General features: G+C 45.4%; 20 protein-coding genes. 4 read left to right on the forward strand and 16 right to left on the reverse strand.

The annotated features are described in order from the left end of the window. Positions 1-70 precede the first annotated feature (70 nt). The 5 genes from VCHENC03_RS06235 to znuA all read right to left on the reverse strand — a co-directional run bounded on the left by VCHENC03_RS06235 (position 71) and on the right by znuA (position 8,070). Entirely contained in the window at positions 71-301 is a 231-nt protein-coding gene (locus VCHENC03_RS06235; protein WP_005426709.1) for a FeoC-like transcriptional regulator, read from the reverse strand. After that, on the reverse strand, positions 298-2,574 hold the full coding sequence (feoB, locus tag VCHENC03_RS06230) for a Fe(2+) transporter permease subunit FeoB (protein ID WP_009707202.1): 2,277 nt from the start codon (positions 2,572-2,574) through the stop codon (positions 298-300). Before feoB ends, VCHENC03_RS06235 begins: the two co-directional genes overlap by 4 nt. Further along, complete coding sequence (locus tag VCHENC03_RS0126145) at positions 2,574-2,801, reverse strand: FeoA family protein (RefSeq protein WP_032802953.1); 228 nt, start codon at positions 2,799-2,801, stop codon at positions 2,574-2,576. Before VCHENC03_RS0126145 ends, feoB begins: the two co-directional genes overlap by 1 nt. A gap of 800 nt (positions 2,802-3,601) precedes the next feature. Then, complete coding sequence (locus VCHENC03_RS06225; protein WP_009707204.1) at positions 3,602-6,979, reverse strand: AraC family transcriptional regulator; 3,378 nt, start codon at positions 6,977-6,979, stop codon at positions 3,602-3,604. Positions 6,980-7,191: 212 nt separating this feature from the next. Beyond that, positions 7,192-8,070 carry a zinc ABC transporter substrate-binding protein ZnuA gene (gene znuA / locus VCHENC03_RS06220; protein WP_032802955.1) on the reverse strand — a complete coding sequence of 293 codons (879 nt, stop codon included), beginning with the start codon at positions 8,068-8,070 and terminating at the stop codon, positions 7,192-7,194. Positions 8,071-8,148: 78 nt separating this feature from the next. Here znuA and znuC point away from each other — a divergent pair, with 78 nt between their 5' ends. After that, positions 8,149-8,937: a zinc ABC transporter ATP-binding protein ZnuC gene (gene znuC, locus VCHENC03_RS06215; RefSeq protein WP_005436991.1), complete on the forward strand. Its 789-nt coding sequence runs from the start codon at positions 8,149-8,151 to the stop codon at positions 8,935-8,937. Next, positions 8,930-9,715: a zinc ABC transporter permease subunit ZnuB gene (gene znuB, locus VCHENC03_RS06210; RefSeq protein WP_009707206.1), complete on the forward strand. Its 786-nt coding sequence runs from the start codon at positions 8,930-8,932 to the stop codon at positions 9,713-9,715. Before znuC ends, znuB begins: the two co-directional genes overlap by 8 nt. A 127-nt stretch (positions 9,716-9,842) precedes the next feature. Here znuB and sucD read toward each other — a convergent pair whose 3' ends face one another. The 8 genes from sucD to sdhC all read right to left on the reverse strand — a co-directional run bounded on the left by sucD (position 9,843) and on the right by sdhC (position 19,465). Next, entirely contained in the window at positions 9,843-10,715 is an 873-nt protein-coding gene (gene sucD, locus VCHENC03_RS06205) for a succinate--CoA ligase subunit alpha (protein ID WP_005436989.1), read from the reverse strand. Continuing rightward, positions 10,715-11,881 carry an ADP-forming succinate--CoA ligase subunit beta gene (gene sucC, locus VCHENC03_RS06200; RefSeq protein WP_005426700.1) on the reverse strand — a complete coding sequence of 389 codons (1,167 nt, stop codon included), beginning with the start codon at positions 11,879-11,881 and terminating at the stop codon, positions 10,715-10,717. The genes sucD and sucC overlap by 1 nt, the downstream gene beginning before the upstream one ends. Before the next feature lie 202 nt (positions 11,882-12,083). After that, positions 12,084-13,292: a 2-oxoglutarate dehydrogenase complex dihydrolipoyllysine-residue succinyltransferase gene (gene odhB / locus VCHENC03_RS06195; RefSeq protein WP_005436986.1), complete on the reverse strand. Its 1,209-nt coding sequence runs from the start codon at positions 13,290-13,292 to the stop codon at positions 12,084-12,086. A gap of 28 nt (positions 13,293-13,320) precedes the next feature. Then, on the reverse strand, positions 13,321-16,146 hold the full coding sequence (gene sucA, locus VCHENC03_RS06190; protein WP_009707207.1) for a 2-oxoglutarate dehydrogenase E1 component: 2,826 nt from the start codon (positions 16,144-16,146) through the stop codon (positions 13,321-13,323). 92 nt (positions 16,147-16,238) lie between these two features. After that, on the reverse strand, positions 16,239-16,949 hold the full coding sequence (locus VCHENC03_RS06185; protein ID WP_009707208.1) for a succinate dehydrogenase iron-sulfur subunit: 711 nt from the start codon (positions 16,947-16,949) through the stop codon (positions 16,239-16,241). A gap of 18 nt (positions 16,950-16,967) precedes the next feature. Beyond that, positions 16,968-18,734 (reverse strand): succinate dehydrogenase flavoprotein subunit, encoded by a 1,767-nt coding sequence (sdhA, locus tag VCHENC03_RS06180; protein WP_009707209.1) that lies wholly within the window; start codon positions 18,732-18,734, stop codon positions 16,968-16,970. Continuing rightward, positions 18,735-19,079 (reverse strand): succinate dehydrogenase, hydrophobic membrane anchor protein, encoded by a 345-nt coding sequence (gene sdhD, locus VCHENC03_RS06175; RefSeq protein WP_005426689.1) that lies wholly within the window; start codon positions 19,077-19,079, stop codon positions 18,735-18,737. It lies immediately after the preceding gene. Beyond that, entirely contained in the window at positions 19,073-19,465 is a 393-nt protein-coding gene (sdhC, locus tag VCHENC03_RS0126150; protein ID WP_005446421.1) for a succinate dehydrogenase cytochrome b556 subunit, read from the reverse strand. Before sdhC ends, sdhD begins: the two co-directional genes overlap by 7 nt. Positions 19,466-19,860: 395 nt before the next feature. Between sdhC and VCHENC03_RS06170 the strand changes: the two genes are divergently transcribed. Continuing rightward, complete coding sequence (locus VCHENC03_RS06170; RefSeq protein ID WP_005436975.1) at positions 19,861-21,150, forward strand: citrate synthase; 1,290 nt, start codon at positions 19,861-19,863, stop codon at positions 21,148-21,150. Between the two features lie 175 nt (positions 21,151-21,325). On the opposite strand, the gene VCHENC03_RS06165 is transcribed toward VCHENC03_RS06170, so the two are convergent. Then, a complete protein-coding gene (locus VCHENC03_RS06165; protein ID WP_009707211.1) occupies positions 21,326-22,084 on the reverse strand; it encodes a Nif3-like dinuclear metal center hexameric protein in 759 nt (252 codons plus the stop codon). Between the two features lie 132 nt (positions 22,085-22,216). On the opposite strand from VCHENC03_RS06165, the gene VCHENC03_RS06160 reads away from it, so the two are divergent. Then, positions 22,217-22,969, forward strand: a complete 753-nt coding sequence (locus VCHENC03_RS06160) for a DUF1853 family protein (protein ID WP_009707212.1) — start codon at positions 22,217-22,219, stop codon at positions 22,967-22,969. Between the two features lie 266 nt (positions 22,970-23,235). Here the strand turns inward: VCHENC03_RS06160 and pgm are convergent, their stop codons facing one another. Continuing rightward, the gene (gene pgm / locus VCHENC03_RS06155) at positions 23,236-24,882 is read right to left on the reverse strand and encodes a phosphoglucomutase (alpha-D-glucose-1,6-bisphosphate-dependent) (protein ID WP_009707213.1); all 1,647 of its coding nucleotides are present in this window, start codon (positions 24,880-24,882) and stop codon (positions 23,236-23,238) included. A 92-nt stretch (positions 24,883-24,974) separates the two neighbouring features. Next, positions 24,975-25,517, reverse strand: coding sequence for a replication initiation negative regulator SeqA (seqA, locus tag VCHENC03_RS06150; protein WP_005436968.1), 543 nt, complete (start codon positions 25,515-25,517; stop codon positions 24,975-24,977). Between the last annotated feature and the right edge of the window lie 5 nt (positions 25,518-25,522).

Genomic DNA, 25,522 nt, shown 5'->3' on the forward strand with positions numbered 1-25,522 from the left:
GCCGCATCATTGCTGATGCGGCTTTGTCGTTTTTACGTGATAATTTTTAGATGACTAATTTTGATAATCGCTACATGGTGACTGTCAGAGACAAACCATCTTGTTTAGTCACTGAGTAGCGAACTCGAGTCACGTCATGAGCTTTATTGGTGTCAACTAAGCGGCTAATTTTACCCTTCTTAATCCACACGCTTAACATCGCGTCGGCACCATCTTCACTCATCCCAAACTGCTTAGCCAGATCTGACTGGGAGACGGTTCCTTTGTCTGCAATGTATTGATAAAGCTCTTTTAAAATCATGCTACTTGCGCCTCTAATGCACCGTTTTGCTTCTTACCAACTCGTTTGAACACACGGTATGTGCCAAAGAAGATAGCTACGATCACTGCCATCCAAATGCCACTTGTTACCGGGCTATCTGCGAAATGCGTCAATTGGTTGTAGAACGTCGCACATAGGTAAGCCAAGCCCATTGTCCAAACCGCGATAAAACGTGCGAACTTATGACCAAACTCACGTACGTAAGCACCCATCGCCGCCACACAAGGTGTGTACAGTAGGATAAAGATTAGGTAAGCAAATGCGGCATTGCCAGAAGCAAACTGCGATTTGATGTTACCGAAGATAGAAGCATCGACTTCTTGTTCTTCTGCAACTGCATTTGAGTCAGTTAAGTCACCCACTTCAATACCTAGTGGATCTGAGTAGCTCAAACCGGCTAGATTTTCTGGGATACTCATTACTGCCTCTTCTAGGCTGCCCATTAGATCAAATTCTGCGTCTTCACCGTCGCTTGGCGTAGTGTATAGACTGTTCAGCGTACCAACTACCGCCTCTTTTGCGAAGATACCAGTAATGATACCTACCGTCGCTGGCCAGTTGTCTTCTTGAACACCGATTGGTGAGAATACTGGAGTCACTACTTGCGCTGCTTTAGAAAGCACAGAGTTTTCGCTGTCTTCGTTACCAAAACTGCCATCAGTACCCAATGAGTTGAAGAAACTCAGAATAGCAACAACGATAACGATGGTTTTACCTGCACCAAGTACAAAGCGCTTTAGCTTTTGCCAAGTTTTGATCACCACGTTTTGTAGCGTCGGAAGCTCGTAATCAGGCATTTCCATTACTAGACTGTCACTGCTACCTGGGTAAAGCGTATGCTTAAGGAAAAGACCTGTGAAGATCGCTGCCACAATACCAAGTAAGTAAAGTGCGAATACAATATTCTGACCAGAACCAGGGAAGAATGCCGCAGCGAATAGTGCGTATACAGGCAGACGAGCACCGCATGACATAAATGGCGCCATAGAGGCAGCTAGTTTACGCTCACGTTCTTGGTCTAGAGTACGAGTTGCCATGATTGACGGAACGTTACAGCCAAAACCAAGAACCAACGGTACAAATGCTTTGCCCGGTAGACCGATCTTCTGCATCACTTTATCTAGTACGAATGCTGCACGAGCCATGTAACCTGAGCTCTCAAGTACCGCTAGGAACAGGTACAAACACGCGATAACCGGAATGAAGGTTGCAACCGTCTGGATACCACCACCGATACCATCAGCAAGAACCGTCACTAACCACACAGGCAAATGACCGTCTAACAAGTGGTGACCACCATCAACCAACAGAGCACCAACACCGATATCGAAGAAGTCGATGAACGCACTACCAATGTTTATAGAGAACATGAACATTAGGTACATCACAACAAAGAAGAATGGGATGCCCACCCACTTGTTCAAAATGAATTGGTCTAGTTTTTCAGTCACGCTGCGGCTTAGCTTGCCTTCGCTACGACGTACTTTCTTACACTCTTCATGAAGATGTGTGTATTTGGTGTCAGCCACATGAAGGTCAACATCAAGATCTAGCTCGGCAATCGTATTTTCAACACTATTGCGCTCTGTATCCGACATGCTGTTAAGAACCAGTGCATCTTTTTCTAGTGCGCGAATCGCCAATGCTCGGTGAGAAACGGTTTGATCATTGAAAAGAGCCGAAACTTTGCCGATCGCCGCTTCCATTTGTTCGCCGTAATTCAAAGCGACTTCTTTTAACGCGACACCTTGAACCACAGACTTGTGCAACTTCTCTTTAAATTCGGCTACTTGTTCTTTGTTTGTCGCTGACAGGCTAACTACCGGGCAACCCAACGTTTTTTCGAGTTCTGCAACATTGATGATTTGGCGTTCACGCTTAAGTGCGTCCATTTTGTTTAATACAACAATCATAGGACGACCAAGCTCGCGCAGCTGCAGTGTCATATATAAGCTACGTTCAAGACTTGTTGCATCGACTACGTTGATGATCAGATCAGCAGGGTGCGTCAGAACCGCACGAGACGCGATAGACTCATCGATACTATTACTGTCATTACCACTATCTAGAGAGTAGATACCCGGAAGGTCTGTCAGCAGAAATTCATCGCCAGCGTGTTTGAACTGGCCAGTTTTCTTTTCAACCGTTACACCAGCCCAGTTGCCGACTTGTTGTTTTGCACCAGTAAGGCCATTAAAAAGTGTCGTTTTACCACTGTTTGGGTTACCAACAGTAAGAATTTGGTATTGCATTATGCTCGCTCCACTTCAATGTTCTGTGCAATGGCCACTCTTAGTGCAACAGAAACACCACGAACTTCAACTTGCAGTGGGTCTCCCATTGGTGCACGTCGAATAACTTTAACTTCAGTATTAGGAAGTAGCCCCATAACCATTAGCTTTTTTCTTACGTCCGATGTAAGTCCTTCTAACAACCGAATTGTCACTGTTTCGCCAGGTTTGATTTCTGATAGTTTCATAGTGGCCCTTAAGAGTAGTGCAAATGATAAATATTATTATTAATAGTTTAGGGCGCTAATGTTACCCTTCTATACCCTCTCATTCATTGTGTGAAATCAAAGATTTCATTAATGCTTTTGGCGAAATGAAACGTCAACTCCGTTAATTAATCTCACGTCATTTTCGTCAAAATCGAATATTTTCAGGCAAATGCGGATTAACACAAACGTAACATTTAAACCTAGCAACAGTAAAAAATACATTAAATACAGTTAGTTATGAACAAAAATACAACTTGTCGCTTTTCTCACATAAAGCTGTCGTTATTTTTATAAGAAAAATAAGTGAGGTCTCGTATAGTTAACCCATCGAGAGACAACAGCCTCTCAAAAGAATTCCAGAGGTGGCATGGCAACATGTCACTCCGGCAGCAAGCGAAGGTGTCATTGACACCCGTGGTATAGTCCCCCCGGCTATACCACGATATTTTTTTCTTCTCTTTCTTGATTCGCTCTCAATTAACTCCTTCTAGTTTCTCAACCTTCTTCTCAAACAAAGCCCAATTATCTATCACCATTTTTCATAACCGTTTTACTGCACTTGTTCTTCATTAGATGGTTTGTGCGCCTTATCCCTTATCCCTTATCCCTTATCCCTTATCCCTTATCCCTTATCCCTTATCCCTTATCCCTTATCCTGCAAGCTTAAATGTCATGCCCTTCTGTCCAATATCTATATGACGTTATTTACGACACCGTTCGTCTCACAGGCATGAAAAAGCCCAGCACTAAGGCTGGGCTAGCTAATGTCAAATTAAGAGCTAAAGGCTCGTCTGACTATCTTGAGTCATGGCAAACTTAGAAGGAGGCAAGCCAAAGTGCAACTTAAACTTCTGACTAAAGTACGATGGGTCATTAAAACCACAGTTAAACGCAACCTCACTGATTTTCTCTCCTGCTAGTAGCTGTTCACAGGCTGTTTCTAATCTTACTTCTGTCACGTAGTCTTTTAGCGTTCTTGACGAAGCCGACTTAAAGCGCCGCTGTAGGCTTCGCTCAGACATATAAAGCATCTTCGCAGCAGATGCCGTACCAAACTCCGGATCGTGATAATGCTCAGCAACCAGTTGGTAAACTTTCATCAACCACTCTTGCTCTGGTGAGGTAGTTTGCTGCTGTGGTTCAACTTCCGTAAACTCGGGCAATACTTCTTCAACATGGCTCGGTTCTTGAGCACATGGCCAAGTAATCTCTATTTTATTTTGAGCATCAGAAGCAAACATAGACAAATGCCCTCCACTTGCGGCAACAAGTTGAGGTAAGTTATCCATACTCAAATCTACATTACTGGCATTGGTTGGGCGCATTACTGCCGCTTTACTTGGTAATTGCGTTCCGTAGTCAATAAAACTCAATGAGACGATGTCATTAGCCTCGTCCAATATCAATTTAACCGACTGTCCTCGGAAAGAGCGTTTGATGATATTGGCGAAAATACTGTTGAATATGACATCAAGGTTAAAGCTTTCTAATGAAATACGGCTTGCTTTGTGATTGTCTTGCAGCTCAACACTGATACCGGCTTTAGAAAAGTCCTCACGCCAAACATCCACAACAGATTGCGTTATCTGACTCAGGTTATAGTTTTGACTTCCGTTACTCGTATCTCCCGGAGAGCTCTTTAGTTCGTTTAACTGCCAGTACGTTTTCGATAGATGATCTTGAGTCACTGAATCTAAATCAACAGGTAACTTATGCGCTATCGAGTCAACGCTCGACTTAATTGATTGTGCAACATGGTCCACCAGCAAGTTTCTCACTTGAATCTGCTTTCTTAGTTGCTGGTTACTGGTCAATAAAACTCGACTTTGATGGCGAAGCTGGTTGGTTTTTAACGTCACTTGTGCTGCCAAGTCACGGTTCGCTTGCAACACATACCGTGAGCGCCAATACATCAAAAGAGCGATAATGGCGATGGTAACCAAAGTAAATCCAGAGATCGCCAGCTTGGACAAATACCAAGGTTTTAATACCGTGAATTTTGATTCCAAACCGATTAAGCCAGACGCGAGCTGCGAATCATTACTTACCTGCAAGTGATAATCACCTGAGTTGAGGTGTTCTAGTGTTAATTGACCACCTTCAAGCGATTGCCACTGGTCGCTCTCGTTCAAGCGATAATAGAGGTTTTGGTTATCTGGTTTCGGCATCACCCCAAAAAGAAAGCTTAACGAAGAGCCATAAGGTAGCTTCATACTTTCTAGGTCAGCACTACCAACTTGAACCACCTCATTTTCCAGCATGACTTGACTAACGATCAGTTGGGATTCTGGCGTGTTGGATACGAGTAACTTTGACGAATCAGCTTTGACTAAACCATATTGAGAGCCAAAGATAAGTTGGCGGTCACTATCTTCTGAGCGACGAATAACATTACAAACACCCGGAAGAAATTCATTATTAATGAGGCCGGATGCTGAAGAATAATGCTTCATCAACTGCCCTGAGAGATGGTAATAGCTGAGCCCCACTGATGAAGCAAGCCACACACCCTCTGAGTCACTAAGTAAACAGGCCGGGCGAGAGTTTGATACGCTCATTTCCATCACTTCTTTTGCATCGCTACCCGGTACCGTTTTGAAAACACCATAAGCAGAAGCAAACCAATGAGAACCATCAATCGCGGTAATGATATCGAGTGACTCACCGTACTTTTCTGAGAAGCGGTTAAACCGAATTCGCTCACCATCGTATTCATAGACGCCGTGGTCAGTACCAATCAAAAGCAAATCTTTTTTGTCATATAAACGGGTGATTTTCGCAGGCAAAAACTGACTGACTAACCAATTGCTGCCAAAGTTTCTCATCTGTTGATTCGCAGCATCGATATTAAATAGTTGATAGCCGCTGGAAACCCAAAGTCGGTCGGTTCCATCAGAGACGATATGATCAATTTCCCTTCCAGCAATGACACGAAGGTATGGAAACGTCACACGCTGTAAGTTATTTAGGTTGTAAATCTCTAAACCGGAAGACGTGGCTATCCAGAGTTTTTCACCTTGAAAAGCAAATTCATTTATCTGGGATGGTAGATGTAAGACTTCAGTAATCTCTGAACTTCCTGAACGATACAACTTGTGGTCGTCAGCAAACCATAATGCGCCATCCGGCCCTGTTAACGTTTGTCGTATACGTCCGGTCAGTGTTTGTTGGTCATAGCTACTGAAGGTAATTCGCTCAAACTTTTTACTGAATAATGAGTAATAGCGAATACCTTGGTTGGTTGCTATCCACATACCACCCATATTGTCGTTCAATAACGAGTAGATTTTAGTGCTCGCTAATTCCAACTCAAGGAAGCTTGCTGGTGTTACTTGAGTCACCTCTCCACTCAAGAAAGAATACAAGTAGAGCCCCTGCTCCGTTCCTACCCAGTATTCTTGGTTGGTTTCCGCAAAAGTCAGCACATGCGAAGCACCGATTCTTATAACCGGTTTATTTGGTTCATAGATATTGAAGATGAGCGCCCCTTTGAGCGTGCCAACTAAAATCTCTCGCCTTGTATGGGAATAATACACTTTTTCAATGTAGTGCTTACCAGAAGAAACCACGTGGTTGAATTTACTTCCTTCAGATAAATAAACGCCTGACGTGGTCGCTAATGCCCATTTTGTCTCTACAAAAATAGCGTCATTAATATAGACGTAACTGTTGTTGCTGTGCTGATAGAGCTGAAGCAAAGAGAAAGAGTTCAGTTCGCTGGTTTCAATATTGTAGGTATAGAAGTGCGCGCCATCGCTCACCCAAATAAAGTTACCCGATGAACCAATCTTTCGAATCTGCGAACCAGGATTGAGGCTAAAAACCAAGCGACGCTCTTGGTTAGGATAAGTTCGGTACACTTCATTTTCGACAAACGTCCAGAATGAGCCTTTATGGTAGGCCAGTTGCTCGGCTTTTGTTTGCAGAAAACTTCCTGATTTAGGCAAGGTTGTCTGCCCATTGTAGAACAGTACTCGGCCATGAACATCATGGATCCAAAGCCCACCATGCTCACCAGGAAACAATTTTTTCGCCGCAATAAAAGTGCCCTTAACCTGATTTGGCAAAGGGTAGAAGATCGCATTCGCTTCACTTGAAGCAAACGCTTGAAATGAGAGGATAAAAGCCCCAAAAAATAGGGCTAGTTGGCGCAGCAAGATAAAATCCTTACATGTATCAATACGTGCGACTCATGGTTTACTCATGCCTTCCATAGCTGAGTACGTATATGGTTATTTTGAGCCGCTAATTATTGATAATGATATCTCAATTCCATTGATAGAAAAGACTCACTGCGCCAAAGGTTTGTAATTCTTACTGCCAGATCACGTTAAACACGTGTTCAGAGTAGAGAACAACAACACAATCGTTACTTTTCGCTCAAACACTGACTAAAGCTGTTTGAAATTCCTTTCAAGAATACAAAGTAACTGCCTGATTTCACATCAACACTGCTACCCAATGGGTCAAGAACGCCAGCATTGACATCGCTGCCACGCATTACACTTTCAACCACTGCTGGGGTGAATTGTGGTTCTGAGAACACACAAGCGACATCACCCGAGCCCAATGTTTTACGGATATGAATCAATGTTTTTGCTCCCGGTTTACGATCTGGAGAAACCGTAAAGTGCCCGAGTTGATTTAGGTTGTAACGTGATTCAAAATAGCCGTAAGCATCGTGGAAAACAAAATAACCTTTGTCTTGCACTGGTGTCAGTTGTTGCTTAATCTCCGCATCCGTAGCTTTTAACTCCGCTTCAAACTTCTTCAAGTTTGCTGCGTAAGTGTCTGCATTCGTAGGATCGATTTCTGCAAGTTTGTGAGCGATAGCGTTGGCAACTTGTTTTACGGTTTCAACACCCAACCAGAAATGTGGATCGTGTGTGCCGTGATCGTGACCATCATGGTGGTCATGCTCACCACTAAATGCACGTAACGATAGGCCCGGAATTTCGCTAACGGTTAGCGTGTTACCTTTATCCGTCACCACTTTCTCTAGGAAAGGTTCAAGGTCATGGCCGTACCAAATCACAAGGTCGGCAGCAGCTACCTTCTTCACATCCGATGGACGCAAAGCGTAATCGTGTGGCGAAGCATTGTTTTGTAGCAGAACGTCTGGCTTCGTAACGCCTTCCGTCAGCTCGGTTGTGATCATTTGAATAGGTTTAATACTAGTCAACACGGTTACCGCATGAGCAGGTAAGGTTAACATTGCTGAAACAGCAAGAATTATAGCTCTTTTCATAGTTTTACTTGGGGTATAGCGTGGAAAGTGAGATGATGTTACATTATAACATTAACAATTTGCAAATGAGTTTCATTCATGTCTTCACTAGTCCGTCTTGAGCAACTGTGCGTCGAGTTTGACGAACGCAGAGTTCTCGACAATGTCACAATGGAATTAGAAAAGGGCAAGATCACTACCCTAATTGGTCCCAACGGAGCGGGAAAATCGACGTTAGTTAAAGTCATTCTAGGTCTCCAAAAACCAACCAGTGGTAAATTAACCAAGCAGCGTAAGCTGAAAATTGGTTATGTACCCCAGAAGCTGAAACTCAACGATTCTCTTCCATTGAATGTCATTCGCTTCCTAAACCTTGCTGGCAAGTATAGCAAGCAGGAATGCCTCGACGCGTTGCGTCTTGTTGGCGCTGAACACCTCATCAAAAGTAACATGCACCGTCTTTCTGGTGGTGAGAATCAACGTGTGCTGCTTGCTCGCGCCCTACTTCAACGTCCTGAATTGCTCGTGCTTGATGAACCAGCTCAAGGTGTTGATGTTCAAGGTCAAATCGACTTATACGATCTGATTGAGAGCATTCGCCATCGCTTCGATTGTGGCGTGTTTATGGTATCGCATGATCTACATTTGGTCATGGCTAAGACCGATGATGTGATCTGCTTGCATCATCACGTATGCTGCTCTGGCTCACCGGCGACCATCACTCAGCACCCGTCTTATATCGCACTGTTTGGTAATGCGACTCGTGAGTCATTGGCATTCTATCACCATGACCACGACCATCATCACCACGACTTAGCAGGCTCTCCAGTGACGGGGGACGCGACATCATGTTCTAACCACTCTCACGGACACCACCATCATGATTGAGTTTTTATTGCCTTCAATTTTGGCCGGTATCGGTATCGCAATCATTGCTGGCCCACTTGGTTCTTTCGTGGTTTGGCGAAAAATGGCTTACTTTGGCGATACGCTCGCCCATGCCTCGTTAATGGGCTTGGCACTAGGCTTCTTGCTCAACATAAACCTTTACCTTGCATTGTTGGTTTGTTGCTTAGCACTTGCTGTACTATTGGTTACTTTGCAAAAACAACAGCTTGTCGCTACCGACACGCTGCTAGGTATTCTGGCACACAGCGCCTTATCGATTGGCTTGGTGTCGGTCAGTTTCCTAGAGAACGTTCGCGTGGATTTGATGAGCTACCTGTTTGGTGATTTGCTTGCAGTTTCACCACAGGATCTTATGTTCATCTACGCTGGAGTGATCGGTGTCAGTGCTTGTCTGTATGCATTCTGGCGACCGCTTTTATCAAGCACTGTAAGTGAAGAGCTAGCTGCCGTAGAGGGTGTGAATACCGATTTAGTGCGCTTAGTGCTAATGCTTATGGTCGGTGTGGTTATCGCTGTAGGGATGAAGTTTGTGGGTGCTCTAATCATGACTTCTCTATTGATTATCCCAGCCGCAACTGCACGTAAAGTGTCGTCTTCACCGGAGCAGATGGCCTTGTTTGCCTCAATTATTGGCTCTATCGCGGTAATGATGGGCCTAAGCCTGTCGTGGCATTTCGATACACCAGCAGGCCCTTCAGTTGTGATTAGCGCGACATTCCTGTTTATGCTTAGCCAGCTGATTAAACGCAAAGCCTAGTAACGAAATAACTAAATCGCTAAATCGCTAAATCGCGTTAAAGATTAAACACAAACCATTGTGAAACAGAAAAAGAAAAGCCTGCGAAATCGCAGGCTTTTTAATGCTTATACAATGGTTTGGATGATTACCAACCTGTCACTTCACGTAGACCTTTACCAATCTCAGCTAGAGATTTCACAGTCTTAACGCCAGCCGCTTCTAGTGCTGCGAATTTGTCTTCTGCAGTACCTTTACCACCTGAGATGATTGCACCTGCGTGACCCATACGTTTACCTGGAGGAGCGGTAACACCAGCAATGTAAGAAACCACTGGCTTCGTTACGTTTTCTTTGATGTAAGCCGCCGCTTCTTCTTCCGCAGTACCACCGATTTCACCAATCATTACGATTGCTTCAGTTTCTGGATCTTCTTGGAAAAGTTTCAGGATGTCGATGAAGTTTGAACCTGGGATTGGGTCGCCACCGATACCAACACACGTTGACTGACCAAAGCCTTCGTCTGTCGTTTGCTTAACCGCTTCGTACGTTAGAGTACCTGAGCGAGACACGATGCCCACTTTACCTTTCTTGTGGATGTGACCAGGCATGATACCGATCTTACACTCATCAGGCGTGATAACACCCGGACAGTTAGGACCGATCATGCGAACACCAGTTTCTTCTAGCTTCACTTTAACGTCGATCATATCTGTTGTTGGAATGCCTTCAGTGATCGTTACGATAAGCTCGATGCCTGCGTCGATCGCTTCTAGGATTGCATCTTTACAGAATGGTGCTGGAACGTAGATAACTGTTGCTGTTGCGCCAGTCACTTCTACTGCTTCACGAACCGTGTTGAATACAGGAAGACCAAGGTGAGTTTGACCACCTTTACCTGGAGATACACCACCAACCATTTGTGTACCGTAAGCAATTGCCTGCTCTGAGTGGAAAGTACCTTGACCACCAGTGAAGCCCTGACAGATTACTTTAGTGTCTTTGTTAATTAGTACAGACATTATTTAGCCTCCGCAGCAGCAACAACTTTCTGAGCAGCATCTGTTAGCGACTCAGCAGCAATGATATCAACATCAGAATTAGCAAGAACTTCGCGACCTAGGTCTGCGTTAGTACCTTCTAGACGAACAACAACAGGTACCGTTACACCAACTTCTTTCACTGCACCGATGATGCCTTCAGCGATCATGTCACAACGTACGATGCCGCCGAAGATGTTTACTAGAACGGCTTTCACGTTGTCATCAGATAGGATGATCTTGAATGCTTCTGCTACACGTTCTTTGGTTGCGCCGCCACCTACGTCTAGGAAGTTAGCTGGCTTGCCGCCGTGTAGGTTTACGATGTCCATTGTGCCCATCGCTAGACCTGCGCCGTTAACCATACAGCCAACGTTACCGTCTAGTGCTACGTAGTTCAGTTCCCACTGAGCTGCGTGTGCTTCACGCTCGTCTTCTTGTGAAGGATCGTGCATTTCACGAAGCTTAGGCTGACGGTATAGCGCGTTTGAGTCGATGTTGATCTTACCGTCAAGACATAGCAGGTTGCCTTCACCAGTAATAACCAACGGGTTGATCTCTAGTAGCGCTAGGTCGTACTGAGAGAACATAGTGCCAAGACCCATAAAGATCTTAACGAATTGTTTGATTTGGTCACCTTCAAGACCAAGTTTGAATGCTAGCTCGCGACCTTGGTAAGCCTGAGGGCCTACTAGTGGATCGATTGCTGCTTTGTGGATTAGCTCCGGCGTTTCTTCCGCAACTTTTTCGATTTCCACACCACCTTCAGTAGAAGCCATGAAAACGATCTTACGAGTCGCGCGGTCTACAACCGCACCAAGGTAAAGTTCGTTAGCGATGTTAGACGCTTCTTCCACAAGGATTTTAGTAACAGGCTGACCATTTGCGTCTGTTTGGTAAGTAACCAAGTTCTTACCTAGCCATTTTTGTGCGAATTCTTTTACGCCGTCTTTTGTATCGTGTAGCTCAACACCGCCCGCTTTACCGCGGCCACCAGCGTGAACCTGACACTTTACAACTTTCTTTTCAGTAGTGATGCGACCCGCAGCTTCAAAAGCTTCTTGTGGCGTATCACATGCGTAGCCTTCCGGTACAGGCAAACCGAATTCTGCAAACAGCTGTTTGGCTTGGTATTCATGCAAATTCATTTTGATATTCCGTTTGTTTATCCCTTAAGGGATTTATTATTTCCATAACGCCGCTTGATGCGGTACGTCTGTAGGGTCTTCTCAAATCAACTGCTTATAGATATATCGGGGGCAGTTCAAGTGAAGGCCAGACGCTGAGCCAGTCTAGCCTTGGATGCTGTAGACGTCGAGCTATCAGGGACAACTCGACGTTTTAGCGATATTAAACGTCTAATAGCAGACGCGCTGGGTCTTCTAGTAGCTCTTTAATGGTTACTAGGAAGCCCACTGACTCACGGCCATCGATCAAACGGTGGTCGTAAGATAGTGCTAGGTACATCATTGGCAAGATTTCTACTTTGCCATCAACCGCCATTGGGCGCTCTTGGATTTTGTGCATACCCAAGATTGCTGATTGTGGTGGGTTGATAATTGGAGTAGACATCAATGAACCAAATACACCACCGTTAGTGATAGTGAAGTTGCCACCCATTAGCTCATCAACGGTTAGCTTGCCATCACGACCTTTAATTGCTAACTCTTTAATGCCCTTTTCAACATCTGCAAAACCTAGCGTGTCACAGTCTTTAAGTACTGGCGTCACTAGACCACGTGGCGTAGAAACCGCCATGCTGATATCGAAGTAGTTGTGGTAAACAATGTCATCACCATCGATAGATGCATTCACTTCTGGGTAACGCTTCAGTGCTTCTGTTACAGCTTTCACGTAGAAAGACATGAAGCCTAGACGAATACCGTGGCGCTCTTCGAACTGGTCTTTGTACTGCTTACGAAGATCCATGATTGGCTTCATGTTTACTTCGTTAAACGTAGTTAGCATTGCCGTGTTGTTTTTCGCTTCTAGAAGACGGTTTGCTACTGTCTTGCGTAGACGCGTCATAGGAACACGTTTTTGGCTACGTGCGGCTGCAGGTGCTTCAACTGCTGCTGGAGCTTCTGCTTTTGGCGCAGCTTTTGCGCTTGCAAGGTGAGCTTCGATATCTTCGCGAGTTATGCGACCGCCAACACCAGAGCCTTTCACCTGGCTTGCTTCTAGGCCGTGTTCAGCTAGAAGACGACGAACCGCTGGACTTAGCGCATCGTTGCTTTCTTCTGTCAGCGCTGCTTTATGACGCTTATCAGGAGACGCTTCTTTGTCTTCGGTTGAATCGGTTGTTGGCTCACCCGCTACAGCACCAGGCTTAAGCTTCGCGATCAACTGCTTAGAAAGTACTGTTGCACCTTCTTCTTCAATAATGGCTTCTAAAACGCCGGCTTCCGGAGCAGGTACTTCAAGCACTACTTTATCGGTTTCGATATCAACCAGAACTTCATCACGCTCGACTACGTCGCCTGGTTGTTTGTGCCATGTCGCTACGGTTGCGTCAGCAACTGATTCAGGTAAATCTGGAACCAGAATTTCAATTGTCATATCTGTTTCTTCCTTTAACTTCTAGTTCTTAATTCGAAGTTTTTGAGTTCACGTTCAGAGCGTCTTCAACCAACGCTTTTTGTTGTTTCAAGTGCACCGACATGTAGCCTACTGCTGGCGAAGCAGAAGCTGGGCGACCTGCGTATTTAAGATCTGCACCTGCTGGAATAGCAGCACGGAAGTTGTGTTGGCTACAGTACCAAGCGCCCTGGTTTTGAGGCTCTTCCTGACACCAAACGAAATCTTCAACATTCGTGTATTGCGCAATCGCCGCTTGTACTTCATCCAGAGGGAATGGGTACAGTTGCTCGATACGCACAATAGCAACATCATCTTGTTCGTTATTGCGACGCTGTTCTAGAAGGTCGAAATAAACCTTACCTGAACAGAACACAACACGTTTCACTTTGCTTGGCTCCAGATTATCAATCTCTGGGATCGCTGGCTGGAATGTGCCTTCAGAAAGCTCTTCTAATGAAGACGTACAAAGTGGATGACGCAGTAGCGACTTAGGTGACATAACAATCAGTGGACGACGCATAGGACGCACCACCTGACGACGGATCATGTGGTAAACCTGCGCAGGTGTAGATGGCACTACAACTTGCATGTTTTGTTCAGCACACAATTGTAAGTAACGCTCTAGACGCGCTGATGAGTGCTCTGGACCTTGGCCTTCATAACCGTGTGGCAACAGCATAGTTAGGCCACACAGACGAGCCCACTTTTGCTCACCTGACGAGATAAATTGGTCAATCACAACTTGCGCGCCGTTTGCGAAGTCACCAAACTGAGCTTCCCAAATAGTCAAGCCGCTTGGCTCTGCAGTTGCATAACCGTACTCAAATGCCAATACCGCTTCTTCTGACAACACTGAGTCAAACACTTGGAATGGCCCTTGTTTGTCATGAATATTCGCTAGCGGGATGTAAGTACTCGCATCATTTTGGTTATGCAGAACAGAGTGGCGGTGGAAGAAAGTACCACGACCTGAGTCCTGACCAGAGATACGAATACGCTTACCATCATCAACTAGGGTTGCGTACGCCAGTGTTTCAGCCATACCCCAGTCAAGAGGCTTCTCACCGCTGATCATTGCAGAGCGGTCGTTGTATAGCTTGTTTACACGGCTTTGTAGCTTATGGCTGTCTGGGTATTGGATTAGGCGTTGACCAAGCTCTTTCAAGCGAGTTGAATCGAACTTGTTGTCCCACTCAACATCCCAGTCATGACCTAGGTATGGAGACCAGTCTACTGAATGAAGAGCCATTGGACGCCACTCTTTCACCACAACTTCACCTTTATCAAGTGCGTCGCGGTACTCGTTTACAAGCTGAGTTGCTACTTCGATGTCCGATTCATTTTTATCAATCAACACATCAGCGTATAGCTTACGTGGCGTTGGGTGTTTCTTGATTTTTTGGTACATCAACGGCTGAGTCGCATTTGGCTCATCCGCTTCATTGTGACCATGACGACGGTAACAAACCAAATCAATCACAACATCACGTTTGAACTCGTTACGGTAATCCAATGCAATACGCGTTACGAAAGCAACCGCTTCTGGATCGTCAGCGTTAACGTGGAAAATCGGAGCCTGTACCATCTTAGCGATATCAGTACAGTACATGGTAGAACGCGTATCACGAGGGTTAGAGGTTGTGAAACCAACTTGGTTGTTCACAACAATACGCACTGTACCGCCGACGCAGAAACCACGAGCAAGAGACATGTTGAACGTCTCAGCTACAACACCCTGACCCGCAATCGCAGAGTCACCGTGAATAGTGATTGGTAGTACGCGGCTACCATCAAAGTCACCAAGGCGATCTTGACGTGCACGAACTGAACCGATAACTACTGGGTTTACAATCTCAAGGTGAGATGGGTTAAATGCGAGCGCTAGGTGAACATCACCACCTGGCGTTGCAAAGTCTGCCGAGAAACCTTGGTGGTACTTAACATCGCCCGTACCCCATGTTTCATCATGCTTACCCGCAAACTCATCAAACAAATCTTGTGGCTTCTTACCAAGAACGTTGACCAACATGTTCAAACGTCCACGGTGAGCCATACCGATGACCACTTCACGCATGCCGCTAGTACCTGCATGACGAATCAGTTCTTTTGTCATCGGAATCAGTGCATCACCACCTTCTAACGAGAAACGTTTTGCTCCTGGGAACTTAGCACCCAAGTAACGCTCGAGACCTTCAGCAGCCGTAAGCTCCTCAAGGAATGTACGTTTTTCGTCTTTATCGAAAGATGGCTGACCAACCACAGACTCTAAACGTTGCTGAATCCAACGCTTTTGCTCTGTATCTGTCATGTGCATGTATTCTGCACCAATAGAACCACAGTAGGTTTTCTTTAGTGCTGAGTAGATGTCTTTCAACTGCATGGTTTCTTGCCCAATGGCAAAAGAACCTACGTTGAAAGTTTCTTCGAAGTCATCTTCGGTGAGATTGTGGAATGCAGGGTCTAGCTCCGCCACAGGTGGACGTTGCCATAGACCTAGAGGATCAAGCTCTGCAGCTTCATGACCGCGGAAGCGGTATGCGTTGATAAGCTGGAGAACTTTTACTTGCTTAGCGTCGACATCTGGATCACTAACTTGGACACTGTAATGCTTTGTTTCTTGAGCGAGTCGTCGGAAGTAGTCACGGACACGCGAATGCGGCTGTTCAGCCACTTCTTCTGAGCTTTTAGGCAGCTCATCAAATACGCGTTTCCACTCCTCACTTACCAGATCGGGGTCACTTAGATACAGTTCGTAGAGGTCCTCTACATACGTTGCATTGGCGCCAGCCAAGTGTGAAGACTCGAGCCATGCCTTCATCACGCCGTTGTGCATATTTTCCCTTAACCAGTAGTTTTCACGTTTGCTTCGGTCTGCGCCGAGCTATTAAGAGCCGACCCATTTGGGTCGGCAATTTTTGTTGTTAATTAAATCGAACGATTCACCAGCATCGACTTGATGTGACCGATGGCTTTCGTTGGATTTAGCCCCTTAGGACAAACACTTACACAATTCATGATGCCATGGCAACGAAAAACGCTAAATGCATCATCAAGATCGGACAAACGTTCATCAGTTGCCGTATCTCGGCTATCAATTAGCCAACGGTAAGCTGCTAGAAGACCAGCAGGGCCGATAAATTTATCTGGGTTCCACCAGAATGATGGACAAGAAGTTGTACAACATGCACACATAATACATTCGTACAATCCATCTAAATGCGCACGCTCATCTGGCGATTGTAAGTTCTCGCGAGATGGAGGTAGAGCACCATCATCAATCAAGAAAGGCTTAACTTTCGCATAGTTATCGTAGAACTGTGTCATGTCAACGATAAGATCACGCACTACTGGTAGGCCCGGTAAAGGTCGAATGACAATCTTGTCACCTTGTAGTGCAGATAACGGTGTAATACACGCTAGACCATTCTTACCATTCATGTTTAGGCCATCAGAGCCACATACCCCTTCGCGGCATGAACGACGGAATGCAATGCTAGGGTCTTGCTCCTTCAGAAGGATCAATGCATCCAGAAGCATCATGTCTGATCCTTCTTCCACCTCAAGCGTGTAGTCTTTCATGTACGGCTTTTGGTCGACATCCGGATTGTAGCGGTACAAAGAGAAATTCAGTTTCATAATATTACCCTCCTTTCCTTAGTACGTACGTGCTTTTGGCGGAAATGCTTCACGATGGATTGGCTCCATGTTTACACCACGTTTCGTCATTGCTTCCGTTTCCGGGTTGTAGATAGAGTGACATAGCCACTGTTCATCATCACGATCAGGGAAGTCAAAGCGAGCATGCGCACCACGGCTTTCTGTACGGTAGTTAGCCGCAACCGCCGTCGCATAAGCAGTTTCCATCAAGTTTTCTAGTTCAAGACACTCAATGCGTTGTGTGTTGAACTCAGTCGACTTATCAGCAAGGTGAGCGTTTTTCAGACGTTCACGGATAGCTTTCAGTTCTACCAGACCTTTTGCCATTGCATCACCTTCACGGAATACCGAGAAGTTGTTTTGCATACACTGTTGTAGATCTTTACGAATTTGCGCTGGATCTTCACCGCCAGTGCTATTTTCCCAACGGTTGTAACGCTCTAGTGAACGTTCAATATCAGCTTCTGTCGCAGGTTTCGCGTCAGCTTGTTTAAGTAGTGTTTCACCCAGATGAAGACCCGTCGCACGACCAAATACCACAAGGTCAAGCAGAGAGTTACCACCTAGACGGTTTGCACCGTGTACCGATACAGAAGCAATCTCACCACAAGCAAATAGACCTTGAACTTCAACGTCAGCGCCATTTTCGTCTTGGCGAATCGCTTGGCCTGATACCTGAGTAGGAATACCACCCATCATGTAGTGACACGTAGGAATTACAGGGATTGGCTCTTTGACCGGATCAACGTGCGCAAATGTACGAGAAAGCTCACAAACGCCTGGTAGACGAGACTCCAGAGTATCTTTACCCAGGTGATCAAGTTTCAGCTTAATGTGTGGACCCCAAGGACCGTCACAGCCGCGGCCTTCACGGATTTCAATCATCATTGAACGAGCAACCACGTCACGACCAGCAAGGTCTTTCGCGTTTGGTGCATAACGCTCCATGAAGCGTTCACCATCTTTGTTGAGAAGGTAACCACCCTCACCACGACAACCTTCGGTTACAAGCACACCTGCTCCAGCGATACCCGTTGGGTGGAACTGCCACATTTCCATATCTTGCATCGGAACACCCGCACGAAGTGCCATACCAACACCATCACCAGTATTGATGTGTGCGTTAGTGGTTGATGCGTAAATACGGCCTGCACCACCAGTAGCTAAGATGGTTGCTTTCGATTTGAAGTAGCACACTTCACCCGTTTCCATGCATAGCGCTGTACAGCCTAGAACAACACCATCTTCATTTTTAACGATATCAAGAGCATACCACTCAGAGAATACCGTTGTTTTGTGCTTGATGTTTTGTTGGTAAAGCGTGTGCAGAAGTGCGTGACCAGTACGGTCAGCCGCTGCCGCGGTACGTGCCGCTTGCTCACCACCAAAGTTCTTTGACTGGCCACCAAACGGGCGTTGGTAAATAGTGCCGTTATCAAAACGAGAGAAAGGAAGACCCATTTTCTCTAGCTCGATAACAGATTCAGGACCGTTCTTACACATGTACTCGATTGCGTCTTGGTCACCGATATAGTCAGAACCTTTAACCGTATCGTACATGTGCTGTTCCCAATGGTCTTCGTGCGCATTACCTAGCGCAACCGTAATACCACCTTGAGCAGAAACAGTGTGTGAACGTGTTGGGAAAACTTTAGATAGCAACGCACAAGAAAGGCCTTGCTCCGAAATTTGTAGTGCAGCGCGCATGCCCGCACCACCAGCGCCGATTACTACGGCGTCAAACTCACGAACTGGAATAGACACTTACGCACCCCACAGAATAAATAGACCAGAGAAGACATAGCCGAATAGCACGGCAATAACACCAAGTTGAAGTGCACCACGAAGTTTCGCGCACTTAATGTAATCCGTTAAAACTTGCCATAAGCCAATCCACGCGTGGATCAAAATAGAAACAAGTGCCAACATGGTGAAGACTTTAGTGAACGTGCCACCAAAGAACTGGGTCCAAGATGCGTAAGAGATGTCTGAGAAAGCACAGAAGCTCACCAGATAAATCGTGTATAGAGTCATAATGATGGCGGACGCACGAATCAATAAGAAATCGTGAACACCATTACGACCGAATGAAGAAACGTGTTTTACCATACCAAGATCCCCGCCAATAGTGATAACACTGCAGTAGCACCAAACGCGACTTTAGCGCTCATCGCGCCTGAATCTAGTTCTTCAAAGTGGCCTAGGTCCATCAGTAAGTGACGAACACCACCAGCAATGTGGTAGGCAAGTGCAGTTAGAATGCCCCACAGAATGAATTTCACGAAGAAGCTATCGACGATGTCAGCGGCTTCCATAAAACCCATCGGGGATGACAGAGAAATGGACAGTAACCAAAGTAATATACCCACCGCAACAAACGTAATCACACCCGACACACGGTGCAGGATTGACGCGATTGCTGTGATGGGAAAGCGGATGGTCTGTAAATCTAAATTAACAGGTCTTGACTTTCTTTCTTTCACGGGCTTGCTCACTCAGCTCCATTGAGCATTTATTGTTATAACCAATTTCAGCTTCCAAACGTACAAAAGTTAACATTTGATTAACAAATACTCGCAATAAGCTCGGAGATAATTGTAAACACTTTGTTAACAAACGGAGTCCACAAACAAACCTCACTTTTGTTTCTAGCCCCGAATTTATAAGGATTTAACTAAAATTTTCTGTGCCAATATACGGCCAGCAACATTCTAATACAATTGATGTAACAAATTATGCTACATAGAACAGATTTTTAACGATTTTCATGAGAAAAATCATAACAAGTGCACACAAAAATGGAGAAAAATTGACTTTAAGCTTTAACAACAGTACAAAAATGGCACATAAACATCCTGGACGGATTAAATAATAAACAAAGGAGATTGTTATGGCGGATAAGAAAGCTACCCTTCACATCGAAGGTCATGCGCCAATCGAACTGCCAATTATGGACGGTACGCTAGGTACACCTGTGATTGATGTTCGTAAACTGGGAGCCAATGGTTACTTTACTTTTGACCCAGGTTTTCTTGCCACTGCATCTTGTGAATCATCAATCACGTACATCGATGGCGGCAAAGGTATTCTTTTGCACCGCGGTTACCCGATTGATCAATTAGCCAATAACGCAGATTACTTGGAAGTATGTTACATCCTGCTTTATGGTGAAGCCCCTACCCGTGAGCAATACGAGCAATTCAAAACAACGGTTACTCGCCATACTATGGTGCACGAGCAAATCGCAAGCTTCTTCCACGGCTTCCGACGCGACGCTCACCCAATGGCAGTAATGTGTGGTGTGGTTGGTGCACTAGCGGCCTTCTACCACGATTCACTAGATATCAACAACGACGAACACCGTGAAATCGCGGCGTACCGTCTGCTATCGAAAATGCCTACTTTGGCGGCGATGTGTTACAAATACTCAATCGGTCAGCCATTTATCTACCCTCGTAACGACCTAAGCTACGCAGAAAACTTCCTACACATGATGTACGCAAACCCATGTGAAGAATACGAAGTAAACCCTGTTGTTGCGCGTGCGATGGATAAGATCTTCACGCTTCACGCAGATCACGAACAAAACGCATCAACGTCGACGGTTCGTCTATCTGGTTCTTCTGGTGCGAACCCATTCGCATGTATTGCCGCAGGTATTGCTTCTCTATGGGGTCCTGCACACGGTGGTGCAAACGAAGCATGTCTGAAGATGCTTGAAGAGATCGGCAGCGTAGACAACATTCCTGAGTACGTAGAGCGTGCAAAAGACAAAGATGACCCATTCCGTCTAATGGGCTTCGGTCACCGCGTTTACAAAAACTACGACCCACGTGCAACGGTAATGCGTGAAACATGTCATGAAGTTCTAAAAGAGCTAAACATCAAAGATCCACTACTAGACGTAGCGATGGAGCTTGAGCGTATTGCGCTTTCTGATGAATACTTCGTGTCTAAGAAGCTATACCCGAACGTAGACTTCTACTCAGGCATCATCCTAAAAGCAATCGGTATTCCTGTATCTATGTTTACGGTAATCTTCGCGATTTCTCGTACTATCGGTTGGATTGCTCACTGGAACGAAATGCATAGCGATCCACTAAACCGAATCGGTCGTCCTCGTCAGCTATACACTGGTGAAACTCAACGCGAGTTTTCTCCACTGCATGAGCGCGAATAAGCGTTAGAATCGAGAATCGAGAATCGAGAATCGAGAATCGAGAATCGAGAATCGAGAATCGAGAATCGAATAAATATGAGGGTTGACGTGAAAGCGTCAACCCTTTCTATTTTGAAGAGATGAGAGAGATAATTGCGTAACACTTTCGCATCTCAAAGGACAAAGCCCGTCCCTTCTATACTGGGTTATCAATATCAATAAACGTAACGTCTAAACCGTGCTCTTGCGCTAACCATTCACCCAACGCTTTAATGCCGTAACGTTCAGTTGCGTGATGACCTGCAGAGAAGTAATGGATATCCAATTCGCGAGCCGTGTAAGTCGTACGTTCTGAGATCTCGCCCGAAATAAACGCATCTAATCCATGCTGAGCAGCAAGCTCAATGAAGTCTTGACCACCGCCGGTACACCAACCAACTGTCTCAATCATTTTTTCTGCATTGTCAGGCGCGATATGCAAAGGTTCACGGTTTAATACGTGATTGATTTTGTTCGCGAAGTCAGCGCCAGTCATTGCTTGTTTCAAGCGGCCAAACATCGCCACGGACTGAGGGTGACCTTCTAACCCACCTTCAACCGAGATATTCAACAAACGAGCAAGCTCGGCGTTATTGCCGAGTTCTGGGTGAATATCTAACGGTAAATGGTAGCCGTAAAGGTTGATGTCACTTTTGATCAAACTGCGGATACGCTTTCCTTTCATACCACGAATTGGCTCTGGTTCACCTTTCCAAAAATAGCCGTGGTGAACAAGCAATGCATCAGCCTCTAACTCGATGGCTTTATCGATCAATGCTTGTGAAGCTGTTACGCCTGTCACGATGCGTTTGATTTCAGATTTGCCTTCAACTTGCATTCCATTCGGTGCATAGTCTTTAATAAGTTGCGGCGATAATTTCTCGTTAAGGATCTTTTCCAGCTGTAAATTATTCATTGTTACTTCCAATACTTGTGGCTTGAACAAAGTGTATATCGAACCGCGATTAGGATGCTAGTTGTGGCATCCCCAACCAGAATAAATTTCGATACAATAGAAAGGCTTTGCCGGTGACAACAAGGATAATGGATGAATTCACTACAACGTTTCCATCAATGGATTGCTAACACCCCACCTCTTTTCACACTTAAGGAACCTTTCGTCACTGTTGAAGATATTCCGACCTTACCTCTATCGGACAACGAAGACTATGATGGCAACCCTCGACTCGGATTCCTCTATCAACACCTTTGTACCAAGTTGCTGACTTGCTCTTCACGATATGAACTTATAGCCGAAGAAATCCAACTTAATGACACTACTGGGCGCACAATTGGCGCCGTCGATTTGATCCTCGAAAATCAGGAAACAAACCAACACGAGCATTGGGAAGTCGCCATTAAATTCTACTTACTGCATGAAGGCATTTGGTATGGCCCGAATGCACACGACCAACTGCACAAGAAACTCGACCGCATGCTCACTCACCAACTAAAAATGAGCCAGAGAGAAGAGTTCCACCAACAGTTACCGTTAGACGCCACACCGAGTGAACACTTGCTGATGCAAGGTCGCCTCTATGTAAATCCTTTCTCGGCCGAACCAATCCCTACAACCTGTTTAGGTTACGAGCTAAACCAAAGCCAAATATCCGGCAATTGGTGTTATCAAAGCCAATGGGAAGAGATCAAAGAACCTTTATATGCTCTTTCCAAACCACTATGGGCAATTGGTAATGAGGAGTTCTTAGAGCCTATCGATAAACCATCAGATAGGTTTGTTCACGCTCAAACAAAGAGCGGTCAATTTTGGTTTGTTGTACCGGATACTTGGCCGAACTAAAACGGGAAACAGGAAACAGGAAACAGGAAACAGGAAACAGGAAACAGGAAACAGGAAACAGGAAACAGGAAACGATTTTATTTTGCTTTTCTGGGAATAAGTTCGGTCAACACCTTCTTAATCAAAATACCTTTTCACTATACTCTCAACGAGCACCTCTCGATTCCTAAAGCTAAGCGCTCCCGACTCTCGAAGCGCAGCGTTTCCTCTTCACAAACAAAAAGGGCCGACGCAATGTCGACCCTTTCGAACTTTAATCGTTTGAATTACAAACCAGCGGCTGCAAATACTTGATTAACGATTTCTTGTGCTTCAGCTTCGATTTGTTTTAGGTGCTCTTCACCTTTGAAGCTTTCACAGTAGATCTTGTAGATGTCTTCAGTGCCTGATGGACGTGCAGCGAACCAACCATTCGCTGTCGTTACTTTAAGGCCACCAATCGCAGCACCATTACCTGGAGCGTGCGTCAGACGAGCAGTGATTGCATCACCAGCTAGAGTTTCAGCCGCAACCATTTCTGGTGACAACTTCTTCAATACGTCTTTTTGTGGGCCATTTGCGACAGCTTGAATACGGTTGTACTTAGACTCACCATGCTTCGCCGCTAGCTCTTCATAGTAATCTTGAGGGTTCTTACCCGTTACCGCAGTGATCTCTGCAGCTAGAAGACATAGCAAGATGCCATCTTTGTCTGTTGACCAAGGCGTACCATCTTTACGAAGGAAAGACGCACCTGCACTTTCTTCACCGCCGAAACCAAACTTACCAGTGTACAGACCGTCCACAAACCACTTGAAGCCAACAGGTACTTCACATAGCTCACGACCTAGATCCGCAACAACACGGTCAATCAGGGCGCTTGAAACTAGCGTTTTACCAACAGCGACATCTTTACCCCACGCGTCACGGTGACGGTATAGGTAGTCGATACAAACCGCTAAGAAGTGGTTCGGGTTCATCAAACCTTTTGGCGTAACGATACCGTGACGGTCGTAGTCAGGGTCGTTACCAAATGCTAGATCGTACTCGTCTTTCAGTGCCAATAGACCTGCCATTGCGTATGGAGAAGAACAGTCCATACGTACAACGCCGTCTTTATCTAATGACATGAATTGGAAAGAAGGGTCAATCGCTTCACTTACTAGCGTTAGGTCTAGGTTGTATGCCTGACCAATTTGACGCCAGTAATCGATGCCGCTGCCACCCAATGGATCTACACCAATCTTCAGGTTTGCTTTTTGGATTGCTTCCATATCGATAACGTTCACTAGATCATCGATGTATGGTTTCACCAAGTCCATCTCAACAAACAGATCCGATGCTTTAGCTTCTGCTAATGGTAGGCGTTTAACACCTTGTAAACCTTCAGCAATCAGAGCGTTCGCACGATCTTCGATCGCTTGAGTCAGTTCTGCTTCTGCAGGACCACCGTGAGTCGGGTTGTATTTAATACCGCCGTCTTGTGGTGGGTTATGAGATGGAGTAATCACAATGCCGTCTGCCTTATCATCGTGCTTGATGTTGTAAGTCAGAATCGCGTGTGAAATACCTGGCGTTGGCGTGTAACCGTTGTCTTGTTGGACAATCACTTTCACACCGTTTGCAATCAATACTTCAATCACACTTGAAAACGCTGGTTCAGATAGCGCGTGCGTGTCTTTGCCCACAAACAATGGACCTGTTGTACCTTGCTCAGCACGAACTTCTGCTACCGCTTGAGCGATCGCTAAAATGTGGTTTTCGTTAAAAGTGTGCTTGTCTGCAGTACCGCGGTGGCCAGAAGTACCAAATTGAACTTTGTGTTCTGCGTTTGCTGCGTCTGGTTGAAGTAAGAAGTAGTTAGCAACGAGTGCTGGGATATTGTGAAGATCTTCCTGCTGCGCTTTTTGCCCAGCACGAGGGTGCATAGCCATGTTTGACATCCTTTCTTTAAAAACAAATAAAATCAAAAAAGCCTCATAATATCCGCTAAACGCTACACATTATGAGGCTTCTATCAGGTTTCTTAGATTGAACCTGTTACTTTCTCTATTAAGTCAGGCTGGAATTCCATGTGAGTCATCACCTGCTCCACCATTTGTCGCTTACGACTGGTGTTGTTGTTGGTGATTACCCAGAATGGCGTGCCAGGAATTGCTTTAGGTTTGGTAGTGTTACCGTTTGCTAGCAGAGTCTCTTCGTTATCAGCAAAGTAAACGCGTTTGCGTCCTTTCACTTTTGTCGCTTGAGAGAAACTCTCTGGATTCAGTTTGTGTAAGGTTGATAATACCAACATGAAGCGATCAATCGCTTTCTTAAGACCAGCAAACTCATCAGAGATAAGTAGAGAACGCATCTCTTTTACGATATCTACTGATTCTGCTTTGCCAGCATCTTTACTTACTACAATCCCTTGTGGCTGTTCTACTACAGGTGCAACAACTGCTTCCTGCAACTGGCCATCAAGGTTCAAAAGGCGTCGTAAAATATCCGAGGCACTTTCACCGATATGCTTGGTTTGACCCGCAATGTAACGGTATAGATCCTCATCAACCTCAATTGTTTTCATTCGCT

This window comes from Vibrio sp. HENC-03 (assembly GCF_000305755.2).
Classification (GTDB): domain Bacteria; phylum Pseudomonadota; class Gammaproteobacteria; order Enterobacterales; family Vibrionaceae; genus Vibrio; species Vibrio owensii.

Bases quoted from the DNA above. Each gene is read 5' to 3' on its own strand.
- VCHENC03_RS06235 (WP_005426709.1), bottom strand. From the start codon at position 301: ATGATTTTAAAAGAGCTTTATCAATACATTGCAGACAAAGGAACCGTC.
- feoB (WP_009707202.1), bottom strand. From the start codon at position 2,574: ATGCAATACCAAATTCTTACTGTTGGTAACCCAAACAGTGGTAAAACG.
- VCHENC03_RS0126145 (WP_032802953.1), bottom strand. From the start codon at position 2,801: ATGAAACTATCAGAAATCAAACCTGGCGAAACAGTGACAATTCGGTTG.
- znuA (WP_032802955.1), bottom strand. From the start codon at position 8,070: ATGAAAAGAGCTATAATTCTTGCTGTTTCAGCAATGTTAACCTTACCT.
- znuC (WP_005436991.1), top strand. From the start codon at position 8,149: ATGTCTTCACTAGTCCGTCTTGAGCAACTGTGCGTCGAGTTTGACGAA.
- znuB (WP_009707206.1), top strand. From the start codon at position 8,930: ATGATTGAGTTTTTATTGCCTTCAATTTTGGCCGGTATCGGTATCGCA.
- sucD (WP_005436989.1), bottom strand. From the start codon at position 10,715: ATGTCTGTACTAATTAACAAAGACACTAAAGTAATCTGTCAGGGCTTC.
- sucC (WP_005426700.1), bottom strand. From the start codon at position 11,881: ATGAATTTGCATGAATACCAAGCCAAACAGCTGTTTGCAGAATTCGGT.
- odhB (WP_005436986.1), bottom strand. From the start codon at position 13,292: ATGACAATTGAAATTCTGGTTCCAGATTTACCTGAATCAGTTGCTGAC.
- sucA (WP_009707207.1), bottom strand. From the start codon at position 16,146: ATGCACAACGGCGTGATGAAGGCATGGCTCGAGTCTTCACACTTGGCT.
- VCHENC03_RS06185 (WP_009707208.1), bottom strand. From the start codon at position 16,949: ATGAAACTGAATTTCTCTTTGTACCGCTACAATCCGGATGTCGACCAA.
- sdhD (WP_005426689.1), bottom strand. From the start codon at position 19,079: ATGGTAAAACACGTTTCTTCATTCGGTCGTAATGGTGTTCACGATTTC.
- VCHENC03_RS06170 (WP_005436975.1), top strand. From the start codon at position 19,861: ATGGCGGATAAGAAAGCTACCCTTCACATCGAAGGTCATGCGCCAATC.
- VCHENC03_RS06165 (WP_009707211.1), bottom strand. From the start codon at position 22,084: ATGAATAATTTACAGCTGGAAAAGATCCTTAACGAGAAATTATCGCCG.
- VCHENC03_RS06160 (WP_009707212.1), top strand. From the start codon at position 22,217: ATGAATTCACTACAACGTTTCCATCAATGGATTGCTAACACCCCACCT.
- pgm (WP_009707213.1), bottom strand. From the start codon at position 24,882: ATGGCTATGCACCCTCGTGCTGGGCAAAAAGCGCAGCAGGAAGATCTT.
- seqA (WP_005436968.1), bottom strand. From the start codon at position 25,517: ATGAAAACAATTGAGGTTGATGAGGATCTATACCGTTACATTGCGGGT.